The sequence below is a fragment of the Wenzhouxiangella sediminis genome, assembly GCF_003410055.1.
In the GTDB taxonomy this organism is placed as follows: domain Bacteria; phylum Pseudomonadota; class Gammaproteobacteria; order Xanthomonadales; family Wenzhouxiangellaceae; genus Wenzhouxiangella; species Wenzhouxiangella sediminis.
In genome coordinates, this window is record NZ_QUZK01000005.1 from 22,214 (window position 1) to 39,760 (window position 17,547).

The 17,547-nt window shown below is 68.2% G+C and carries 14 protein-coding genes; 13 read left to right on the plus strand and 1 reads right to left on the minus strand.

The genetic code is table 11. The features are described from left to right. Positions 1 to 15: 15 nt before the first annotated feature. Positions 16 to 1,347, plus strand: a complete 1,332-nt coding sequence (locus DZC52_RS01190) for a choice-of-anchor Q domain-containing protein (RefSeq protein WP_116649294.1) — start codon at positions 16 to 18, stop codon at positions 1,345 to 1,347. A gap of 15 nt (positions 1,348 to 1,362) precedes the next feature. On the opposite strand, the gene DZC52_RS01195 is transcribed toward DZC52_RS01190, so the two are convergent. Further along, positions 1,363 to 2,058: an SEL1-like repeat protein gene (locus DZC52_RS01195; protein WP_116649295.1), complete on the minus strand. Its 696-nt coding sequence runs from the start codon at positions 2,056 to 2,058 to the stop codon at positions 1,363 to 1,365. A gap of 175 nt (positions 2,059 to 2,233) precedes the next feature. Between DZC52_RS01195 and DZC52_RS01200 the strand changes: the two genes are divergently transcribed. From DZC52_RS01200 to pmbA, 12 genes are all read left to right on the plus strand, one after another. Next, positions 2,234 to 2,755, plus strand: a complete 522-nt coding sequence (locus tag DZC52_RS01200; protein WP_116649296.1) for a hypothetical protein — start codon at positions 2,234 to 2,236, stop codon at positions 2,753 to 2,755. A gap of 82 nt (positions 2,756 to 2,837) precedes the next feature. Next, positions 2,838 to 5,426, plus strand: a complete 2,589-nt coding sequence (leuS, locus tag DZC52_RS01205; protein ID WP_116649297.1) for a leucine--tRNA ligase — start codon at positions 2,838 to 2,840, stop codon at positions 5,424 to 5,426. Next, positions 5,426 to 5,923, plus strand: a complete 498-nt coding sequence (locus DZC52_RS01210) for an LPS-assembly lipoprotein LptE (RefSeq protein WP_181918707.1) — start codon at positions 5,426 to 5,428, stop codon at positions 5,921 to 5,923. The genes leuS and DZC52_RS01210 overlap by 1 nt, the downstream gene beginning before the upstream one ends. Further along, a complete protein-coding gene (gene holA, locus DZC52_RS01215; RefSeq protein ID WP_181918708.1) occupies positions 5,920 to 6,939 on the plus strand; it encodes a DNA polymerase III subunit delta in 1,020 nt (339 codons plus the stop codon). Before DZC52_RS01210 ends, holA begins: the two co-directional genes overlap by 4 nt. After that, on the plus strand, positions 6,936 to 7,571 hold the full coding sequence (gene nadD / locus DZC52_RS01220) for a nicotinate-nucleotide adenylyltransferase (protein WP_116649299.1): 636 nt from the start codon (positions 6,936 to 6,938) through the stop codon (positions 7,569 to 7,571). The genes holA and nadD overlap by 4 nt, the downstream gene beginning before the upstream one ends. An 80-nt stretch (positions 7,572 to 7,651) precedes the next feature. Next, positions 7,652 to 8,026, plus strand: coding sequence for a ribosome silencing factor (gene rsfS, locus DZC52_RS01225; protein ID WP_116649300.1), 375 nt, complete (start codon positions 7,652 to 7,654; stop codon positions 8,024 to 8,026). A gap of 16 nt (positions 8,027 to 8,042) precedes the next feature. Continuing rightward, on the plus strand, positions 8,043 to 8,504 hold the full coding sequence (rlmH, locus tag DZC52_RS01230) for a 23S rRNA (pseudouridine(1915)-N(3))-methyltransferase RlmH (protein WP_181918712.1): 462 nt from the start codon (positions 8,043 to 8,045) through the stop codon (positions 8,502 to 8,504). Positions 8,505 to 8,699: 195 nt separating this feature from the next. Further along, entirely contained in the window at positions 8,700 to 9,281 is a 582-nt protein-coding gene (locus DZC52_RS01235) for a Maf family protein (protein ID WP_116649302.1), read from the plus strand. Positions 9,282 to 9,373: 92 nt separating this feature from the next. Then, positions 9,374 to 10,846, plus strand: coding sequence for a ribonuclease G (rng, locus tag DZC52_RS01240; protein ID WP_116649303.1), 1,473 nt, complete (start codon positions 9,374 to 9,376; stop codon positions 10,844 to 10,846). Between the two features lie 11 nt (positions 10,847 to 10,857). Beyond that, on the plus strand, positions 10,858 to 14,676 hold the full coding sequence (locus tag DZC52_RS01245) for a YhdP family protein (protein ID WP_147307569.1): 3,819 nt from the start codon (positions 10,858 to 10,860) through the stop codon (positions 14,674 to 14,676). 31 nt (positions 14,677 to 14,707) lie between these two features. Then, entirely contained in the window at positions 14,708 to 16,138 is a 1,431-nt protein-coding gene (gene tldD, locus DZC52_RS01250) for a metalloprotease TldD (protein WP_116649305.1), read from the plus strand. Next, positions 16,135 to 17,517 carry a metalloprotease PmbA gene (pmbA, locus tag DZC52_RS01255; RefSeq protein ID WP_245960734.1) on the plus strand — a complete coding sequence of 461 codons (1,383 nt, stop codon included), beginning with the start codon at positions 16,135 to 16,137 and terminating at the stop codon, positions 17,515 to 17,517. The genes tldD and pmbA overlap by 4 nt, the downstream gene beginning before the upstream one ends. Positions 17,518 to 17,547 lie beyond the last annotated feature (30 nt).

Consider the following 17,547-nt stretch of genomic DNA (forward strand, 5'->3'; position numbering starts at 1 on the left):
ATCGGAGTATTCGATATGCAATCGATGACAATTCGCCCGGTGCTTGCCGTGGTTCTGGCCGTTATGGCCGGCCCCGCCCTCGCCCTGGATTTCCTGGTCAACAGCAACCTCGATGTCGCCGAGGCGACCCCCGGCGACGGGCAGTGCAACCCCATCAATGCCGTGGGCAACACCTGCACCCTGCGAGCGGCGATCATGGAAGCCAACGCCAATCCGGGACCCCACAACATTTTCCTGCCCTCGGGAAGCTACAACCTCGACCTGACTGGAATCGACGAGGATGCGGCTGCCACCGGCGACCTCGACATTCTTGCGGATATCCGCATCGTCAACGGCACCGACAATCCTCCGCTGGTGCTGGGCAACTTCTCGGACCGGGTTTTCGACGTTCATGAGGGCGCCGGCCTGACCCTGGTCAACCTGGGTGTGGCCAACGGCATGGCCAATGCGCCTGGTAATGTCCACGGTGGCGGTATCCGGGTCAACGCCGGAGCCGAGCTGGAACTCGATCAGGTCACGGTCTCGACCAATATCGCCAACATCGGCGGCGGCATCTACAACGACGGCACGGTGCTGATTGCCGACAGCGAGTTCTTCCACAACGCCTTGCTCGACGACAATGCCAACAGTGACTTCACCGATGGTGCGGCGATCTTCAATCGCGGCGTCCTTTCGATCGAGCGCTCGACCTTCCGCAACAATGGTGTCTTCCCCGGAGGCTCCGGACTTCTCACGAACGAGTACGCCATTCATAGCCGGCAGGGAATCGTCAGCCAGCCACTGGTGTTGATCAGCAACTCGACCTTCTACGAAAACACCAACGGCATCTTCTCCGACGGCGTGAATACGGGCATCAGCTTCTCCACGCTGGTGGACAACAATGCTCGCGGTATCCGCTTCCTGCCCGACATTGATTCCCTCGGCGATCTCCAGTTCCAGATTCATCAGACCGTCGTCGTCGGCCACGACGGAGACTGCAATGGCATTCCGGACGACCAGCCGGAATACGACGTGACCGGCAACGCCAACGCCAGCTCCGACGAGACCTGCGGATTCAGCGGTATCGGCGACTTCCAGAACATCGCCAACCCATTCAACGGGACAGCGGGCGATCACGGCGGAAAGACGCCGACCTTCATGCCCCGGTCGAACGGCATCCTGGTCGATCCCGCCACCGGTGACTGCGGCCCGATGGGTGGCAACGAAGATCAGCGCGGCAAGGCCCGGCCGATCGACGGGGACAGCAGCGGCGGTGCGACCTGCGACATCGGCGCGGTCGAATTCGATCCGGGGACCGATCCCGAGCTCGGCGACGGGCTGTTCGGGGACCGTTTCGAGGAAGCCTGACGGGCGAACCGCCAGTCAGTGGTCCGGCTCGCCCTCTGGGCGGCCGGCACCATCCTCCGGCGCGTTCTCGTCGACGACGATGAAGTCGCCGATGCTGACGCGGGTGCGGGCCAGGGCGTCGAAGATCTGCTTCTCCTGTTGCACGACCTGGCGGAAGTCCCATTTCTCTTCGGCGAAGTAGTCGTCGCCGTTGCGTACATCTCCGGAGGAGTCCATCACCTGGAGGAATCCGACGAAGCCGACCCGTGATCCCGCCACGTGGCGGCGCTGTCGCTCCATGTATCGGGCGGTGCGCTCGACCGCCACGGCGTCGCCGTAGCGGGATTCGAGATCCTCGCGGATGGTCCGGCCTCGCCGGCGCTGATCTTCGCCCAGTTCGGCCCACACGGCGTCGGCCATCTCGACGAAGGCGGGGTAGTCGCGTTCGGCGGCCAGGTCGAACCAGGCCCAGGCGCGGGCCGGGTCGCGCTCGACGCCGTCGCCGCGGTAGTGGATGACGCCCAGGTTGTACTGGGCGAACTTGTCGGCCCACCAGGCGGCGCGTTCGAAGCGGTGCCGCGCGTCGAAGTAGCGCCCGTGCTCCCAGGACTCCTGCGCCTCGACGGCGAAGGAGTATCCGGGCGTGTGTTCGGCCACGCTGAAGGGGGAGCCGGCCGCTGCGCCGGCGGCGAAAAACAGGAAGAAGGAGAAGATTATTGCCCTTGCCGTCATTGCCAAACTCCTTGTTCGATGCCCCAATCAAAGATCTGCCCCAGAAGATCCTGCCATATCAACCGGCGTTGCTGCCGGCGTCGCGGCAAAAAGCAGGTGTCGGGCGGCGTGATTGGCGTTACGATAACGATTCCCGAATCCGAGCGCTTTACAAGCGCATTGCAGGAGGAGAACGATGCGTTATCTGATGATTCTGATGTTGATCCTGGCCCTGGCGGCCTGCCAGTCCGAGGAGGCCAGCGAGATCGAGGAGGCCGGCGACGAAGCCGCCGAGCAGGTCGAGGAAGCCGGGGAAGCGGCCGCCGAGGCCTACGACGAAGTCAAGGAAGAGGGCGAAGAGGCCCAGGAAGAGATCGAGGAATTCGTCGAGGAGGGTCCGAGCGCCGACGAGGAGGCCATGCACGAGAAGGTCTTCGAACGCGCGCGCGAACTCGCCGAGGAAGCCCGCATGAAGGCCGAGGAAGCCCTCGAGGCCGCCGAGGAAGAAGGCGGCGAGGCCTGGGAAGAAGCCCGCGATGCGGCTCGGGAAGCGCAGGAACGTGCCGCGAGCGCCTGGGAAGAAGCCAGCGAATTCGCCGGCGAGTCCTGGGAAGGCGCGAGTGCCGAGGCCCGCGACGCCTGGCAGGAAGCCAGGGACGCCTGGGATCGCCTGGCCGAGCGGATCGACGAGGAAACCGAAGGCAGCGACGAGCAGTAGGCTTCGCTCGAAGCCCCGCCCGCGCCGCCCCGACCCGGGGCGGCGCCTGTTTTGAAACCAACCAGCAGGGTCATTTTCAACGGTGTCTGACAGCTACAGCCCCGGCGAACTGGAGCCGGCCATTCGCCGCTTCTGGAAAGAACGCCGCGCCGACCGGGCCGAATCCGGCGACGGCGAGCGTTTCTACTGCCTGAGCATGTTCCCCTACCCCTCGGGCAAGTTGCACATGGGGCACATGCGCAACTACACGATCAGCGACGTCATCTCGCGCTACCAGCGCATGCAGGGCCGGCGCGTGCTCCAGCCCATGGGTTGGGATGCCTTCGGCCTGCCGGCGGAGAACGCCGCCATGGCCAACGGCGTGCCGCCGGCGAAGTGGACCCGCGACAACATCGAGCACATGCGCGGCCAGCTCAAGCAGCTCGGCTTCGCCATCGACTGGGAACGCGAACTGGCCACCTGCGATCCCGAGTACTACCGCTGGAATCAGTGGTTCTTCCTGCGCCTGCTCGAGCGCGGCATCGCCTACAAGAAAACGGGCACCGTCAACTGGGATCCGGTCGACCAGACCGTGCTGGCCAACGAGCAGGTCATCGACGGCAAGGGCTGGCGCACCGGCGCGGCCGTCGAGAAGCGCGAGATCCCGATGTACTACCTGCGCATCACCGACTACGCCGACGAGCTGCTCGAAAGCCTCGACGAACTCGAAGGCTGGCCGGAACGCGTGCGCACGATGCAGGCCAACTGGATCGGCAAGAGCGAGGGCGCCGAGATCGCCTTCGCCTGCGGGGAAGAGACCATCAAGGTCTTCACCACCCGTCCCGACACGCTGATGGGCGCGACCTTCATGGCCGTGGCCGCCGAGCATCCGCTGGCGAAGAAGGCTGCCGAGGGCAATCCCGAGCTGGCCGAGTTCATCGCCGAGTGCCAGAAGGGCGGCGTGTCGGAGGCCGACATCGCCGTGCAGGAAAAGAAGGGCATGGACACCGGCCTCAAAGCGGTGCATCCGCTTACCGGCGACGAATTGCCGGTGTGGGTGGCCAACTACGTGCTGATGGCCTACGGCGAGGGGGCCATCATGGCCGTGCCCGGCCACGACGAGCGCGATTTCGAGTTCGCCAACAAGTATGGCCTGCCGATACGACAGGTCATCAGCCTGCCCGAAGGGCGCGAGTACGACGACCGCCAGTGGCATGACGACTATGCCGCCAGGGAAGGCCGGCTGGTCAACTCCGGTGCCTACGACGGTCTCGAGTGGTCGAAGGGATTCGACGCCATCGTCGCCGATCTCGAAAAGCAGGGTGCGGGCCGCGCGCGCACGCAGTTCCGGCTGCGCGACTGGGGCATTTCGCGCCAGCGCTACTGGGGTTGTCCGATTCCGATCATCCACTGCCCCGAGTGCGGCGACGTGCCGGTGCCCGACGAGGACCTGCCGGTCGTGCTGCCCGAAGAGCTCGTGCCGGACGGCTCGGGCAACCCGCTCAACCGCCACGCCGAGTTTCTCGAAACCGCCTGCCCGAAATGCGGTGCGGCGGCGAAGCGCGAGACCGACACCATGGACACCTTCGTCGACTCGTCCTGGTACTTCCTGCGCTACACCTCGCCGGATAATCACGAGGCCATGGTCGACGAGCGCGCCGATGCCTGGATGCCGGTCGACCAGTACATCGGCGGCATCGAGCACGCCATCCTGCACCTGCTGTACGCGCGTTTCTGGACCAAGCTGATGCGCGACGAAGGCCTGATTTCGGTCGGCGAACCATTCAGGCGCCTGCTCACCCAGGGCATGGTGCTGGCCGAAACCTACTACCGCGAGGACGGCTCGGGCCGCAAGCAGTGGTTCAACCCGGCCGACGTCGAGGTCCAGCGCGACGGCAAGGGCGGAATCTTGAGCGCCGTGCTCGCCTCCGACGGGCAGCCCGTCGAGCCCGGCGGCATCGAGAAGATGGCCAAGTCCAAGAACAACGGCGTCGACCCGCAGGCCCTGGTCGACACCTACGGCGCCGACACGGTGCGCCTGTTCTCGATGTTCGCCGCCCCGCCCGAGCAGTCGCTCGAGTGGTCCGAGGCCGGCGTCGAAGGAGCCTGGCGCTTCCTCAAGCGACTTCATGCCGGCGTGCAGGCGCACGTGGCCGCAGGCGCGGCTCCCGGAAAGCGACCCGAGGGCCTGGAAGGCGCTGCGCGCGAGCTGCGCACGCGCCTGCACGAGACCATCGGCAAGGTCGGCGACGACATGGGGCGCCGCCAGACTTTCAACACCGCGATCGCGGCGATCATGGAATTCTGCAACGAGCTGCAGCGCTTCGAGGCCGACGATGAACCCGCGCGGGCGCTCGTGCAGGAGGCCTGGGAATCGGTGGTCCGCCTGATCGCGCCGGTCACGCCGCACCTCGCCGAGTCGCTCTGGCGCGACCTCGGCCACGAAGGCTCGGTATTCGAGGCCGGCTGGCCCGAGGTCGACAAGACCGCGCTCGAGCGCGCCGCCGTCACCGTGGTCGTGCAGGTCAACGGCAAGGTCCGGGGCCGTGTCGACGTGGCGCCGGGCGCGGATCAGGACAGCGTCCAGGCCGCGGCCATGGCCGACGACAACGTCGCACGCCACGTCCAGGACAAGACCGTGCGCAAGGTCATCCTGGTTCCCGACAAGCTTCTCAACATCGTGGTCGGATGATGTCTCGCACCGCCATCATCGTCCTCGCCGCCTGGCTGATCACCGCTTGCGGTTTCCAGTTGCGCGGCGAGGCGCGCCTGCCGGCCTACATGGATCGCACCTTCGTGGCCGTGGCCGACGACAGCTCGGTGTTCGTGCGTGAACTGGGCCTGCTGCTGGAAGCCAACGGCATCACCGTCGTCGACGCGCCCGACCCGGAGTCGGCCACGCTGCGCATCGACTCGCAGAACATGTGGCGCCAGCCGCTGTCGGTGACCGGGCAGGCGCGGGTGCGCGAGTTCCTGATCGTCTTCGAGGTCGACTGGCGACTCGAGAACGCCGCCGGCGAGGTCGCGCTCGAACGCGCCACGATCCGGCTCACGCGCGATTACAGCTTCGACGAGGGCGAGATTCTGGCCGCCCAGCGCGAGGAGGAATTCCTGCGCGACGATCTCGGCCGGGCCATGGCCGAGCAGCTCATCCGCCGACTGGAGGCGCTCAGCGGGGCCGGCTCGTGAAGCTGTTCCCCGAGAAGCTGCCGCAGCGACTCCGGCAGGGCCTGGACAAGGTCTACCTGGTGGCCGGACAGGAACCCCTGCTGATCGAGGAAGCCTGCGATGCGATCCGCTCGGCTGCGCGCGAAGCCGACGTGTCCGAGCGGCTGGTGCTGGAGGCCGATGCCCGCTTCGACTGGGGCCAGCTCGGCAGCGCCACCGAAACGAATTCCCTGTTCGCAACCCAGCGTCTCGTCGAGGTCCGAATGCCCTCGGGCAAGCCCGGGCGCGAGGGCGGCGCAGTCCTGCGTGAGTGGGCGCAGGCCGCCAGCGACGACATCCTGCTGGTCAAGTGCGACGCCTGGGACATGGCCAGCGAGAAGACCGCCTGGGTGAAGGCCCTCGATTCGGCCGGCGTCTACGTCCCGTGCTGGAAGGTCAAGCCCCAGCGCCTGCCGCAGTGGATCGCCCAGCGCCTGTCCAGCCGCGGGATTCGCGCCGACCAGTCCGCCTGCCGTTTCCTGGCCGAGCGCCTGGAAGGCAACCTGCTGGCGGCCGCCCAGGAAATCGAGCGCCTGGTTCTGCTGTATCCCGGTGGCCAGGTCGGGCTGGAGGAAGTCCGCGCCGCCGTGGCCGACAGCGCGCGCTTCGACAGCTTCCGCCTGATCGAACTGGTCTTCGCCGGCCAGGCCGGCGCGGCCGTGCGCTGCATCCGCGGCTTGCGCGAGGCCGAAACCCCCATGCCCCTGATCGTCGGTGCGCTGGCGCGCGAGCTCCAGACCATCGGCAACTTCCAGATGCTGGCGCGCACGCACCCGGCCGCCCAGGCCTTCAAGATGCTGGGCATCTGGAAGAGCCGGCAGCAGCCGGTGGCCGACGCCGCCCGGCGGCTTTCGCCGGAGGTGGTGCGCCGGACGCTTGCCCAACTTTCCGATCTCGACCAGCTGTCGAAGTCCAGCGGCCGCGAGATGTTCTGGCTCAGGCTCGAGCGCCTGTGCGTGGCCCTGGCCACCAACCGTCCGGAATACTGCGCGGCATGAATCGCGCGACGGTCATTTTCGGGGGGACTTTCGACCCGGTGCACTACGGGCACCTGCGCGCCGCATCCGAGGTGTCGGAGAAGCTGGCCGCCGACGACTTCCGTCTCCTGCCCGCAGGCAATCCGCCGCACCGAGACCACACCGGGGCCGAGGCCTACCATCGCCTGGCCATGCTGGAACTGGCACTGGCGCCCTATCCGGACCTGACGGTCGACGAACGGGAGGTGCGCCGCGGCGGACCCTCCTACATGGTCGAGACCCTGGCGTCGATCCGACGGGAGGTGGGCTCCCGGCCGGTGATCCTCTGCCTGGGCCAGGATGCGGCCAATCAGCTCAGCGGCTGGCACCGTTGGCGGGAGTTGCTGGAGCTGGCGCACCTGGTGGTGATGAAACGCCCGCGCAGCCGGCCGAAATACACCGGCGAGGTGGCCGAGGTGCTCGGCGAGCGGCGTGTGCGCAGGCCCAGCCAGTTGATGGAGTCCGGGGCCGGGCGCGTCTGCTACCTGGGCGTGACCCAGCTGGCCATTTCGTCGACCGACATTCGCGGCCAGCTCGCCGACGGACGCGACCCGAGATTCCTCCTGCCCTCGACCGTGCTGGCCTACATCCGAAAGCACGGCCTCTATCACTGAGATCGCGGACTCATCGAGGTCGGCGACGCATATGGTGAACTCGGCGCGGACAAGGCGTAAAATACGCCCCGTGTTCAATCATGGATGAATCGTTGAGCGAAAAGGAACTGCTCGACCCGCAGGAACTGCGGGATCTCGCCGTCGCCGTCCTGGAGGACGCCAAGGCCCAGGACATCCAGGTCATCGATCTGTCCGAGCGCAGCAGCTTTGCCGACTACATGGTGATCGCCTCGGGCACTTCGTCCCGCCAGGTCAAGGCCATGGCCGACCGGCTGGTTCAGCGCGCCAAGGCGCGCGGCATCAAGCCGCTGGGCGTGGAAGGGGCCGAGGATGCCGAGTGGGTGCTGGTCGACCTGGCCGACGTCATCGTTCACGTCATGCAGCCCCGCACGCGCGCCTTCTACAACCTCGAGAAACTCTGGTCGGCGCCGCCGGCCACGCGCGCCCAGGCCTGAGCGCGGACGGCTTGTCGTGGAACTGGTGGTCGCCGGCGTGGGTACACGCATGCCCGCCTGGGTGGCCGAAGGCTGGCAGACCTATGCCCGTCGGATGCCGCCCCACGCGCCGCTGCGTCTCGTAGAGGTGCCCGTCGCCGGCAAGGCCGGAGCCGGACGCGAGTCCGCCCTGGAGGCCGAGCGCCTGATCGGCAAGCTGCCCGAGCGCGCCCGTATCGTCGCCCTGGAGATCACCGCCCGTCCCTGGACGACGGAGAAGCTCGCTTCCCGGCTGGAAAACTGGCAACTGGAAGGCGAGCCGGTGTGGTTCCTCATCGGCGGCGCCAACGGCCTGGACCCGCAGCTGCTGGCTCGCGCCCACGAGCGCTGGTCCCTGGGGCCGGCCACGCTGCCCCACATGCTCGTGCGCGTGCTGGTGGCCGAACAACTCTACCGGGCGCACACGATCCTGTCCGGCCATCCCTACCACCGGGCCTGAACGGATTCAGGCTTCCGGTCCTGGAGGCTTCGAAGTCGTCCCGGTCCGGGAGGCTTTGCTTCAGTTCGACGCGGTGGCGAGGCCTTCAGCAAAGCCTCCCGGACCGGGACGACGGGGCGTGCAGTCGTCATCTTCCATTGCTTGCGCAATCGCGCCCCCACGGACAATCCTGCGAACCAACGAACGAATGAACGAATGAACGAACGAACCCGCCTCATCCTCGCCTCCGCCTCGCCTCGCCGCCGCGATCTCCTGTCGCTGTTCGACCTGGCCTTCGATGTCGAGCCGGCCCATATCGACGAATCGGTTCGCGCCGGCGAAGCCGCCGAGGCCTACGTGCGTCGGGTGGCGCGGGAGAAGGCGCTGGCCATCCATGCCCGGTGCGAGGGACGGTTCGTGCTCGGTTCCGACACCGCCGTGGTGCTGGGCGACGAGAGCCTCGGCAAGCCCGGGGATGACGAGCAAGCGCGCCAAATGCTCCGTCGTCTCTCGGATCGTGAGCATCACGTGCTGTCGTCGGTCGCCCTGGTGGATCCGGATGGCGCGGTCAGTGAACGGCTGAGCGTGACCCGGGTCGAATTCGCCGAGCTGCCGGCCGCCTGGATCGATCGCTATATCGCTTCCGGCGAGCCGCACGACAAGGCCGGCGCCTACGGCATCCAGGGCGCGGCCGGCATCTGGGTGCGTTCGCTGACGGGCAGCTACACCGGCGTGGTCGGGCTGCCGCTGTTCGAAACCGGCGAGCTGCTCGGCGAGGCCGGTCTGGTCGAGCGGTAGCGCGGTTCATGCCCGGGTCTTGCGCGCTCCGCCGGCACGGAGCGGGTGATACTCTTGCCGAATACTGATTCTCCCAGGCGGACTGTGCGGCCGTGAGCGACGAAATCCTGATCAATGTATCGCCGACCGAACGGCGGGTGGCGGTGGTCGAAAGCGGCCTGCTGCAGGAGCTCTACCTGGAGCGCAGCGGCGAGTCCAGCTACGTCGGCAACATCTACATGGGCCGCATCGAGCGGGTGCTGCCGGGCATGCAGGCGGCGTTCGTCAACATCGGCCTGGAGCGAACCGCCTTCCTGCACGCCGCCGATATCCTGCCGCGCCAGCCCGAGCTGGACGAAAACGGCGAGTCGCGGCCCGTTCCCTCGATCACCGAGCTCGTCAGCCAGGGGCAGAAACTCCTGGTGCAGGTGGTCAAGGATCCCCTGGGCACCAAAGGCGCACGCCTGACGACCCAGTTGAGCATTCCTTCGCGCTACCTGGTGCTCCTTCCCGGCATCAAGAGCCTGGGTGTTTCGGTTCGTATCGAACTCGATGCCGAGCGCGAGCGCCTGCGCGGCATGCTGCGCGAGCTCACCGGCGAGGAGCCGGAGCACGGGTTCATCATTCGCACCAACGCCGAGGGAATCGAGACCGACGCCCTGGCGCGCGACCTCAAGTACCTGCGCCGCCTGTGGCCGCGCATCGAGGCGGATGCCGAACAGGCGACGGCCGGGCAGCTGGTCTACGAGGATCTCTCCCTTCCGTATCGATCGCTGAGAGATCTCATGCACGCCGGTATCGAGAAGGTGCGTATCGACGAGCAGGAGACCTTTCAGCGGGCAGTGCGCTTCGCCGGAGAATTCTTCCCCGAATGGGCCGAGCGCATCGAGTTCTACGACGGCGACGGGCCGTTGTTCGATCTCTACGGCGTTGAGACCGAGATCGAGCGGGCGCTCGACCGCAGTACACCGCTGAAGTCCGGCGGCCACCTGACCATCGACCAGACCGAGGCGATGACCACCGTCGACGTCAACACGGGTTCCTACCTGGGCTACCGAAACCTCGAGGAGACGATCTTCAAGACCAACCTCGAGGCGGCCCAGGCCATCGCCCGCCAGCTCAGGCTGCGCAATCTCGGCGGGATCATCATCATCGACTTCATCGACATGACCGAGGACGATCACAAGCGCCAGGTGCTCAGGACCCTGCAGCGGGCGCTGGCCCGCGACCATGCGCGCACGACCGTCTCGGAGATCTCGCCGCTCGGCCTGGTGGAGATGACCCGCAAGCGCACCACCGAGAGTCTCGAGCATCGCCTGTGCGAATCCTGCCCGGCCTGTGACGGCCGCGGCCGGGTCAAGAGCGTCGACACGGTCTGCTCCGAGATCTTCCGCGAGATCATGCGCGCCGTTCGGCAGTTCGAAACCGGGCAGATGCGCGTCATGGCCTGCCCGCAAGTGGTCGATCGCATGCTCGAGGAACACCATCGCTCGATTGCCGAACTGACCGAGCAGCTGGGAACGAGCATCCATTTCCAGCCCGAAGACCAATACGATCAGGAACAGTTCGACGTGGTCCTGCTTTGAGCGAGAGCCGCATGGACAAGCCGGTTTCGACGCTTCGAAAGATCGCGGTGAAGACGCGCCAGTGGCTGGCCGCCATCGCCGCGGTGCTGATCATCGCCACGGCGGTGGTGGTCGGCGTCGGCCGGCTGCTCATTCCCTATGCCGACGAAATGCGCCCCTGGCTCGAGACGCAGCTCTCCGAGCGTCTGGGCCGGCCGGTATCGATCGAGCGTGTCGAGGCGCGCTGGCCGCGCCTGACCCCGCGGATCACGCTCCACGGCGTGGTGGCCGGCGCCGAGGACCGACCGCTGATCGAGGTCGACCGGGCGCGCCTGGAATTGCATCTGCCCGACCTGCTGCGCGCCGACCGCAATCCCTTCCGGCTGGTCGTGCTCGGCCTCGACCTGGTCCTGGCCGAGGACGAGGCGGGGCGCTGGGGCCTGCGCATGGAAGAGGGCGGGCAGCTTTCCGGCGAAGGCAGCGACGGCCAGGCCCTGGTGGGCGACCTGCTGGTGCGCGACGTCAGCGTGAGAATCAGCCCGCAGACCGGGCCCCGCCTGAACCTCGTCATCAGCGAGGGAGAGATCCGGCGACGCGGTGAGGCGACCGGCCTGGTCGCGCGCGCCCACCTGGCCGCCGCACCGGATGCCGAGCTGTCGCTGGCCCTGATGGGCGAGCAGCTCGACGGGCAGCTCCGCTCGGTGACGGGGCGCGTCGACCTCAGCCGCCTGCGGCTCGAGGTACCCGGTCTCGAAAACCTGCTGCCCGGTTTCCTGCGCGTGCCGCCCGATCGCCTCGACGCCCACCTGGCCTTCGACTGGCACGCCGAGTTCGGCGGCGCGGCCGACCTGGAGCTCCAGCTCACCGGCCGCGACGGCTTCGACGCAGCCCTCGCTGTTCGGTTGGAACGTCGCAACCGCCGCATCGACGCGCGGGTGACGAGCCTGAGCAGCGGGGGAGAGCGCATTCTTCGGGATGCCGTCGTGGCGCAGCAGGGCGATCGCTGGGCGGTGTCGGTACCCGAGCTGGCGCTCGCCGACCTTCACGGCCTGCTGGGACGCTGGCTCGGCGGCTGGGAGCACTGGCCGGTGTCGGTGGCCGGCAGCGTGGCCGACCTGAACCTGCTCTACCAGCATCCCGGCTCCCTGCACCGGCTCGAGGGCTCGGTCGAGAACCTGGCCTTCGACCTGCCCGGCGATCGGGTGCGGCTGTCCGGGCTCGACCTCGGCCTGGGCGTGGCCGGTGATCGCGCCGAGCTGTCGCTTTCCGGAAGCCCCGTGATCGACTGGCCGGCGAAGATGCGCCAGCCCATTCCGATCGAGGCCATTTCCGGCCGTGTGATCGTCTCGCCGCGCGCGGTGCAGCTCGACGGGATTGTCGGCCGGCGGCCCGAAGCCGAGGCGCGCGCCGACGGCTGGGTCTGGCTGGGCGGCGGCAAGCCTTTCCTGGATTTCGTCGTCGCATCCGAGCGCATCGGCGCCGTGGACCCGCGGCCCTGGCTGCCGGCCGGACAGATCCCGCCCAAGGCCCTGACCTGGCTCGATCGCGCGTTGCTGGGTGTCTCCGGGGCGGCCGGCGGGCTCAACTATCACTTCCGCATCGGCCACAAGTTTCGCGACTGGGGACCCGGCGACTTCCAGGCCTGGGTCGATTTCCGGGGCGCGGAGATCGACTTCTGGGAGGGCTGGCCGGTGGCTCGCGACCTCCGGGGGCACGTGGACTTCGTCGGCCGCGCCATGGAAGCCCGCGTCGACAGCGGGCGGCTGGGTGCGGTGCCGGTGTCTTCCGAGCGCATCGCCATCGACGACCTGACCGAGCCCGAAGTCTCGATCTCGCTGTCAGCGCGCGGCGTTGCGGCCGGCGACGTTCACGACGTCATTTCCAGCTTTCCATTCGAGGGCTGGTCGCGTTTCGTCGATCCCGTCGAGGCCGCCGGACCCGTCTCGCTCAGGACCGATCTCCTGCTGCCCGTGCGGCGCATGTCCGATTGGCGCCTGGAGGGCCGCGTCGAACTCGAGGGCACGACCCTGAACGTGCCGCCGGCCAGGCTGCGCTTCCCCGGCCTGCGGGGCACGGTGGCATTCGATCGTGAGGGCATCGCGCAGACCCGGCTGCAGCTCGACGATTTCGATTCGGCCTGGCTGGAGATCGCCGCCGGCTTCCAGCCGCACGCCTGGATCGAGGGGCAGGGCCATCTCCCCCCGGCCGGCTTGATGCCCGACCAGGCTCCGTTCCCGCTGCTGGCCGAAGCCGTCCACGGCGCCAGCCGGTGGCAGGTGCGGCTGGACGGCCACCCGGCCGGCGGGTGGCAGCTCGAAGCGCATTCCGACTTGCAGGGCACGGCGCTCGAAATGCCGTCACCCATGAGCAAGCCGGCCGGGGATGCCTTGCCGCTGGATTTGAGCCTGCGTGCCCATGAGGATGGGTTTACCGTCAGCGGTCGCCTGGGCTCGCGTCTCAACCTGACCGCGGAGGAAGCCGGCGGTCGCTGGCGCCTGGCCGCCGGCCTGGGGCAGGCGGCTCCCGCGCTTCCTGCCGGCAGTGGATTCGAAGTGGCCGGCAGCGTATCGCGGCTTGACCTCAAGGACTGGAGCGACTTGCTGTCCAGGTTGCCCGCTGCGCCCGCAGGAGATGCGCAGGCTTCCGGCGGACGGGTGCGGCTCCAGCTCGAGCGCCTGGTCTACGGCAACCTGAGCCTGCGAGAGGTCGCGCTCGATGCGCGGCGCGCCCGGGACGAATGGCGGATGAGCCTGTCGGGCGACTCGGTCGAAGGGGAGGTGATCGTTCCGCTGCCGATCGACTCCGGTCGGGTCGTGGCCGTCGACCTGCGGCGCCTGGACCTGGCCCGGAGCCTCGCGGAGCAACCGGCCGTCGAACTGGCGCAGGCGCCGGTGCCGGGTCAGACGCGCACCCACGTGCCGACCGACTTCCCGCCGATCAGCCTGCTGGTCGAGAACCTTCACTACGGCGAGTTGACGCTCGGTCGGGTGCGCATCGAAAGCCATGCGCGCCAGGACGGCATCGAGATCGAGCAGATCGATGTAACGGGCCCGCACCTGGAACTGAGCGGCTACGGCCGCTGGATCCTGGGCGAGTCGGGTCCCGTGACCGAGTTCGAAGGCCGCCTGATCAGCACCGACCTGCCGACCCTGCTGCAGGCGCTCGGGCACGAATCGCAATTCGAGGCCGCAAGAGCACAAGTGGATCTCGACGGCCGCTGGATGGGGGCGCCGCTGGACTTCTCCCTGTCGCGCCTGAGCGGGACCATGCAGCTGTTGATGGTCGACGGCAGCATTCCCGAGGCCCAGCCCGGGGCCGGCCGCCTGGTCGGCCTGATCAGTCTCAGCGCCATGCCGCGGCGCCTGATGCTCGACTTTCGCGACGTGTTCGGCCAGGGCCTGAAGTTCGATCGCATTGAAGGTGCATTCGAGCTCGCTGGGGGCGTGGCCCGAACCGACGGCTTGAAACTGGAATCGCCGGCGGCCGACATCACCGTGCGCGGGCTGACCGACCTGGGCGCGCAGACCTACAACCAGACGGTCGTCGTCGAGCCGGGCGTGGGCGGCACCCTGCCGGTGCTCGGCGGCCTTGCAGGCGGGCCGGCCGGCGCCGCCGCGGGCCTGATCCTGCGCAGCCTGCTCGAGCGACCGCTGCAGGGGATTGCCGAAGCCCGCTACCGGGTCACCGGCCCCTGGGCCGATCCGACCGTCGAGCTCGTCGGCGCCCGTTCGGCCGAGCCGGATTACCTGCTCGAAGAAGACGATGCGTCCCCCGATGATTCGGAACCGACGCCGCAGGATCAGACGAGCTCAGACCCCCCGAACGGCCTCGAACCGCCGACACCCGATTGAAACCGCTCACACTCGACCGGATATCCCTTGCATGTATGAACAAGTGCTCGATAGTCTGCTGGCCCCGGCCGGCGTAGGCGAAAAGGAACTGGAGCTGGCGCTCGGCCGGCTCGTGTCGTCGCAGATCGATTTCGGCGAACTCTACTTCCAGCGTCGCGTCAGCGAGGGCTGGATGCTGGAGGACGGCGCGGTCAAGAGCGGCAGCTTCGATTCCGACCAGGGCGTCGGGGTGCGGGCCGTCGCCGGCGCCGGCACGGGCTTCGCCTACGCCGATTCGATGGCGCTGCCCGCATTGCTCGATGCGGCCGGAAGCGCCCGCGCCATTGCCCGCACCGGCGGCAACGGCATGGTACGCGTGGGGCAGCCGCGCATTGCCCCGGCCCGTTACGGGGCGCACGACCCGGTCGGCGGCGGCCAGTCCTCCGACCGCGTGGAGCTGCTGCGCACGATCGACGCCTACGTGCGCTCGCTCGATTCGCGCGTCAGCCAGGTCAGCGTCAATCTCGCCTCCAGCCGAGAATCCATCCTGGTGGCAGCCACCGACGGCGTGCTCGCCGGCGATGTCCGTCCGCTGGTGCGCCTGGACATCCGCGTGCTCATGGAAGCCGACGGTCGGCGCGAACAGGGTATGTCCGGCGGCGGCGGACGCTGGAGCCTGGCCTCGATCACCGATCCGGAGTTCTGGCAGGAGCACGCCCGCGAAGCCGTGCGCATCGCTGCGGTCAATCTCACTGCCGAATCCGCGCCGGCCGGCTACATGACCGTGGTGCTCGGCTCGGGCTGGCCCGGCGTCCTGCTGCACGAGGCCGTGGGGCATGGCCTGGAAGGCGACTTCAACCGCAAGGGCATTTCCGCCTTCTCCGACCGGATGGGCGAGAAGGTGGCCACCGAGGAATGCACGGTCGTCGACGACGGCACCCTCGAGAACCGGCGCGGCTCGCTGAGCATCGACGACGAGGGCACGCCCTCGGCCTGCAACACCCTGATCGAGAAGGGGCGTCTCGTCGGCTACATGCAGGACCGGCTCAACGCCCGGCTGATGGGTGTCGAGCCGACCGGCAACGGCCGGCGCGAGTCTTTCGCGCACCTGCCCATGCCGCGCATGACCAACACCTACATGCTGCCCGGCAAGCACGACCCGGGCGAGATTCTCGCCTCCGTCGACGACGGTATCTACGCGGTCGGCTTCAACGGCGGCCAGGTCGATATCACCTCGGGCAAGTTCGTGTTCGCCGCCTCCGAAGCCTATCGGGTCAAGAACGGCAAGGTGGGCGCGCCGATCAAGGGCGCCACGCTGATCGGCAACGGGCCGGACGTGCTCACCCGCGTGGGCATGGTCGGCAACGATCTCGAGCTGGATTCCGGCGTGGGGGTCTGCGGCAAGGAAGGTCAGGGCGTGCCGGTGGGCGTGGGCCAGCCGACGCTGCGAATCGACGGCCTGACCGTCGGGGGGACGGGATGAGCGCGAACCGCATGATGGAAACCGACAACACCGCCCTCCTGCACGACCCCGACCGCGAAACCGAGCTGCTGGTGGGTATCGCTCAACGCGTGCTCGACCGCGCGAAGGCGGGCGGTGCCGAGCAGGCCGAAGTCTCGGTGGGTTCCAGCCTGGGCCGTGAGGCCAGCGTGCGCCTCGGCGAGATCGAGGCGCTGGAAGAGGCGCGCGACCGCAGCGTGCAGGTCACCGTCTACGTCAAGCAGTGCACCGGAAGCGCGAGCACCGGCGACCTTCGACCCGAGGCGATCGACGAAACCGTCGACCGTGCGCTGGCGATCGCCCGCAATACCCAGCCCGACCGCGCGGCGGGGCTGGCCGAAGCCGGGCAGATGGCAACCGCGTTCCCGGACCTGGATCTGTGGCATCCCGAGGACATTCCGCTCGACGACCTGGTCGCGCGGGCGCTGACGATCGAGCAGGCCGGGCGCGATGCCGACGAGCGCATCGCCAACTCCGAGGGCGCGAGCGTCACCAGCGAGGCCAACCTGGCTGTCTATGCCAACAGCCACGGCTTCATCGGCCGCCTGCGCGGCACCGCCTATTCGCAGAGTTGCGTGCTCATCGCCCGCGACGAATCGGGCATGCAGCGAGACTTCGATTTCGACAGCCAGCGCTGCTGGTCCGACCTGGCCGCACCCGAGGCGACCGGGCGGGAAGCGGCCCGGCGAACGGCCCGGCGGCTGGGGGCGGAACGCATTCCGACCGGTCGCATGCCGGTGCTCTACACGCCGGAGGTCGCGCGCGGCCTGATCGGCCACCTGGTTGCGGCCGTCTCCGGCGGCAACCTGTACCGGCGCAGCAGCTTCCTGCTCGACGCCGTGGGCGAGCGCGTCATGCCCGAGTGGGCGTCGCTCATCGAGCGACCGCACCTGCCGCGGGCGGCGCGCTCGGCGGCCTTCGACGCCGACGGCGTGGCCACGCGCGAAACGCCGCTGGTCGAGGCCGGCGTGCTGTCGCGCTATGTGCTGGGCAGTTACTCGGCTCGCCGGCTGGGGCTGGAGACCACCGCCAATGCCGGCGGTGTCCACAATCTGGAACTGGCCGGCGCGACCCACTCCTTCGACGAGCTGCTCGCGGAAATGGGCGAGGGCGTGGTGATCACCGAATTGATGGGGCAGGGCGTGAACCTGGTCACCGGCGACTACTCGCGCGGCGCGGCCGGTTTCCAGGTCGAAGGCGGTCGCCTGGGTGCGCCGGTCGAGGAAATCACTGTCGCCGGCAACCTGCGCGAGATGCTGACGGGCCTGGTCGCGGCGGGAACCGACGTCGATCCCCGCCACAACATCCGAACCGGCTCCCTGCTGGTCGGCGAGATGACCGTCGCCGGCCAGGAAGGATAGATATTGGGTTGCAGGAGTTCAGGTTTCAGG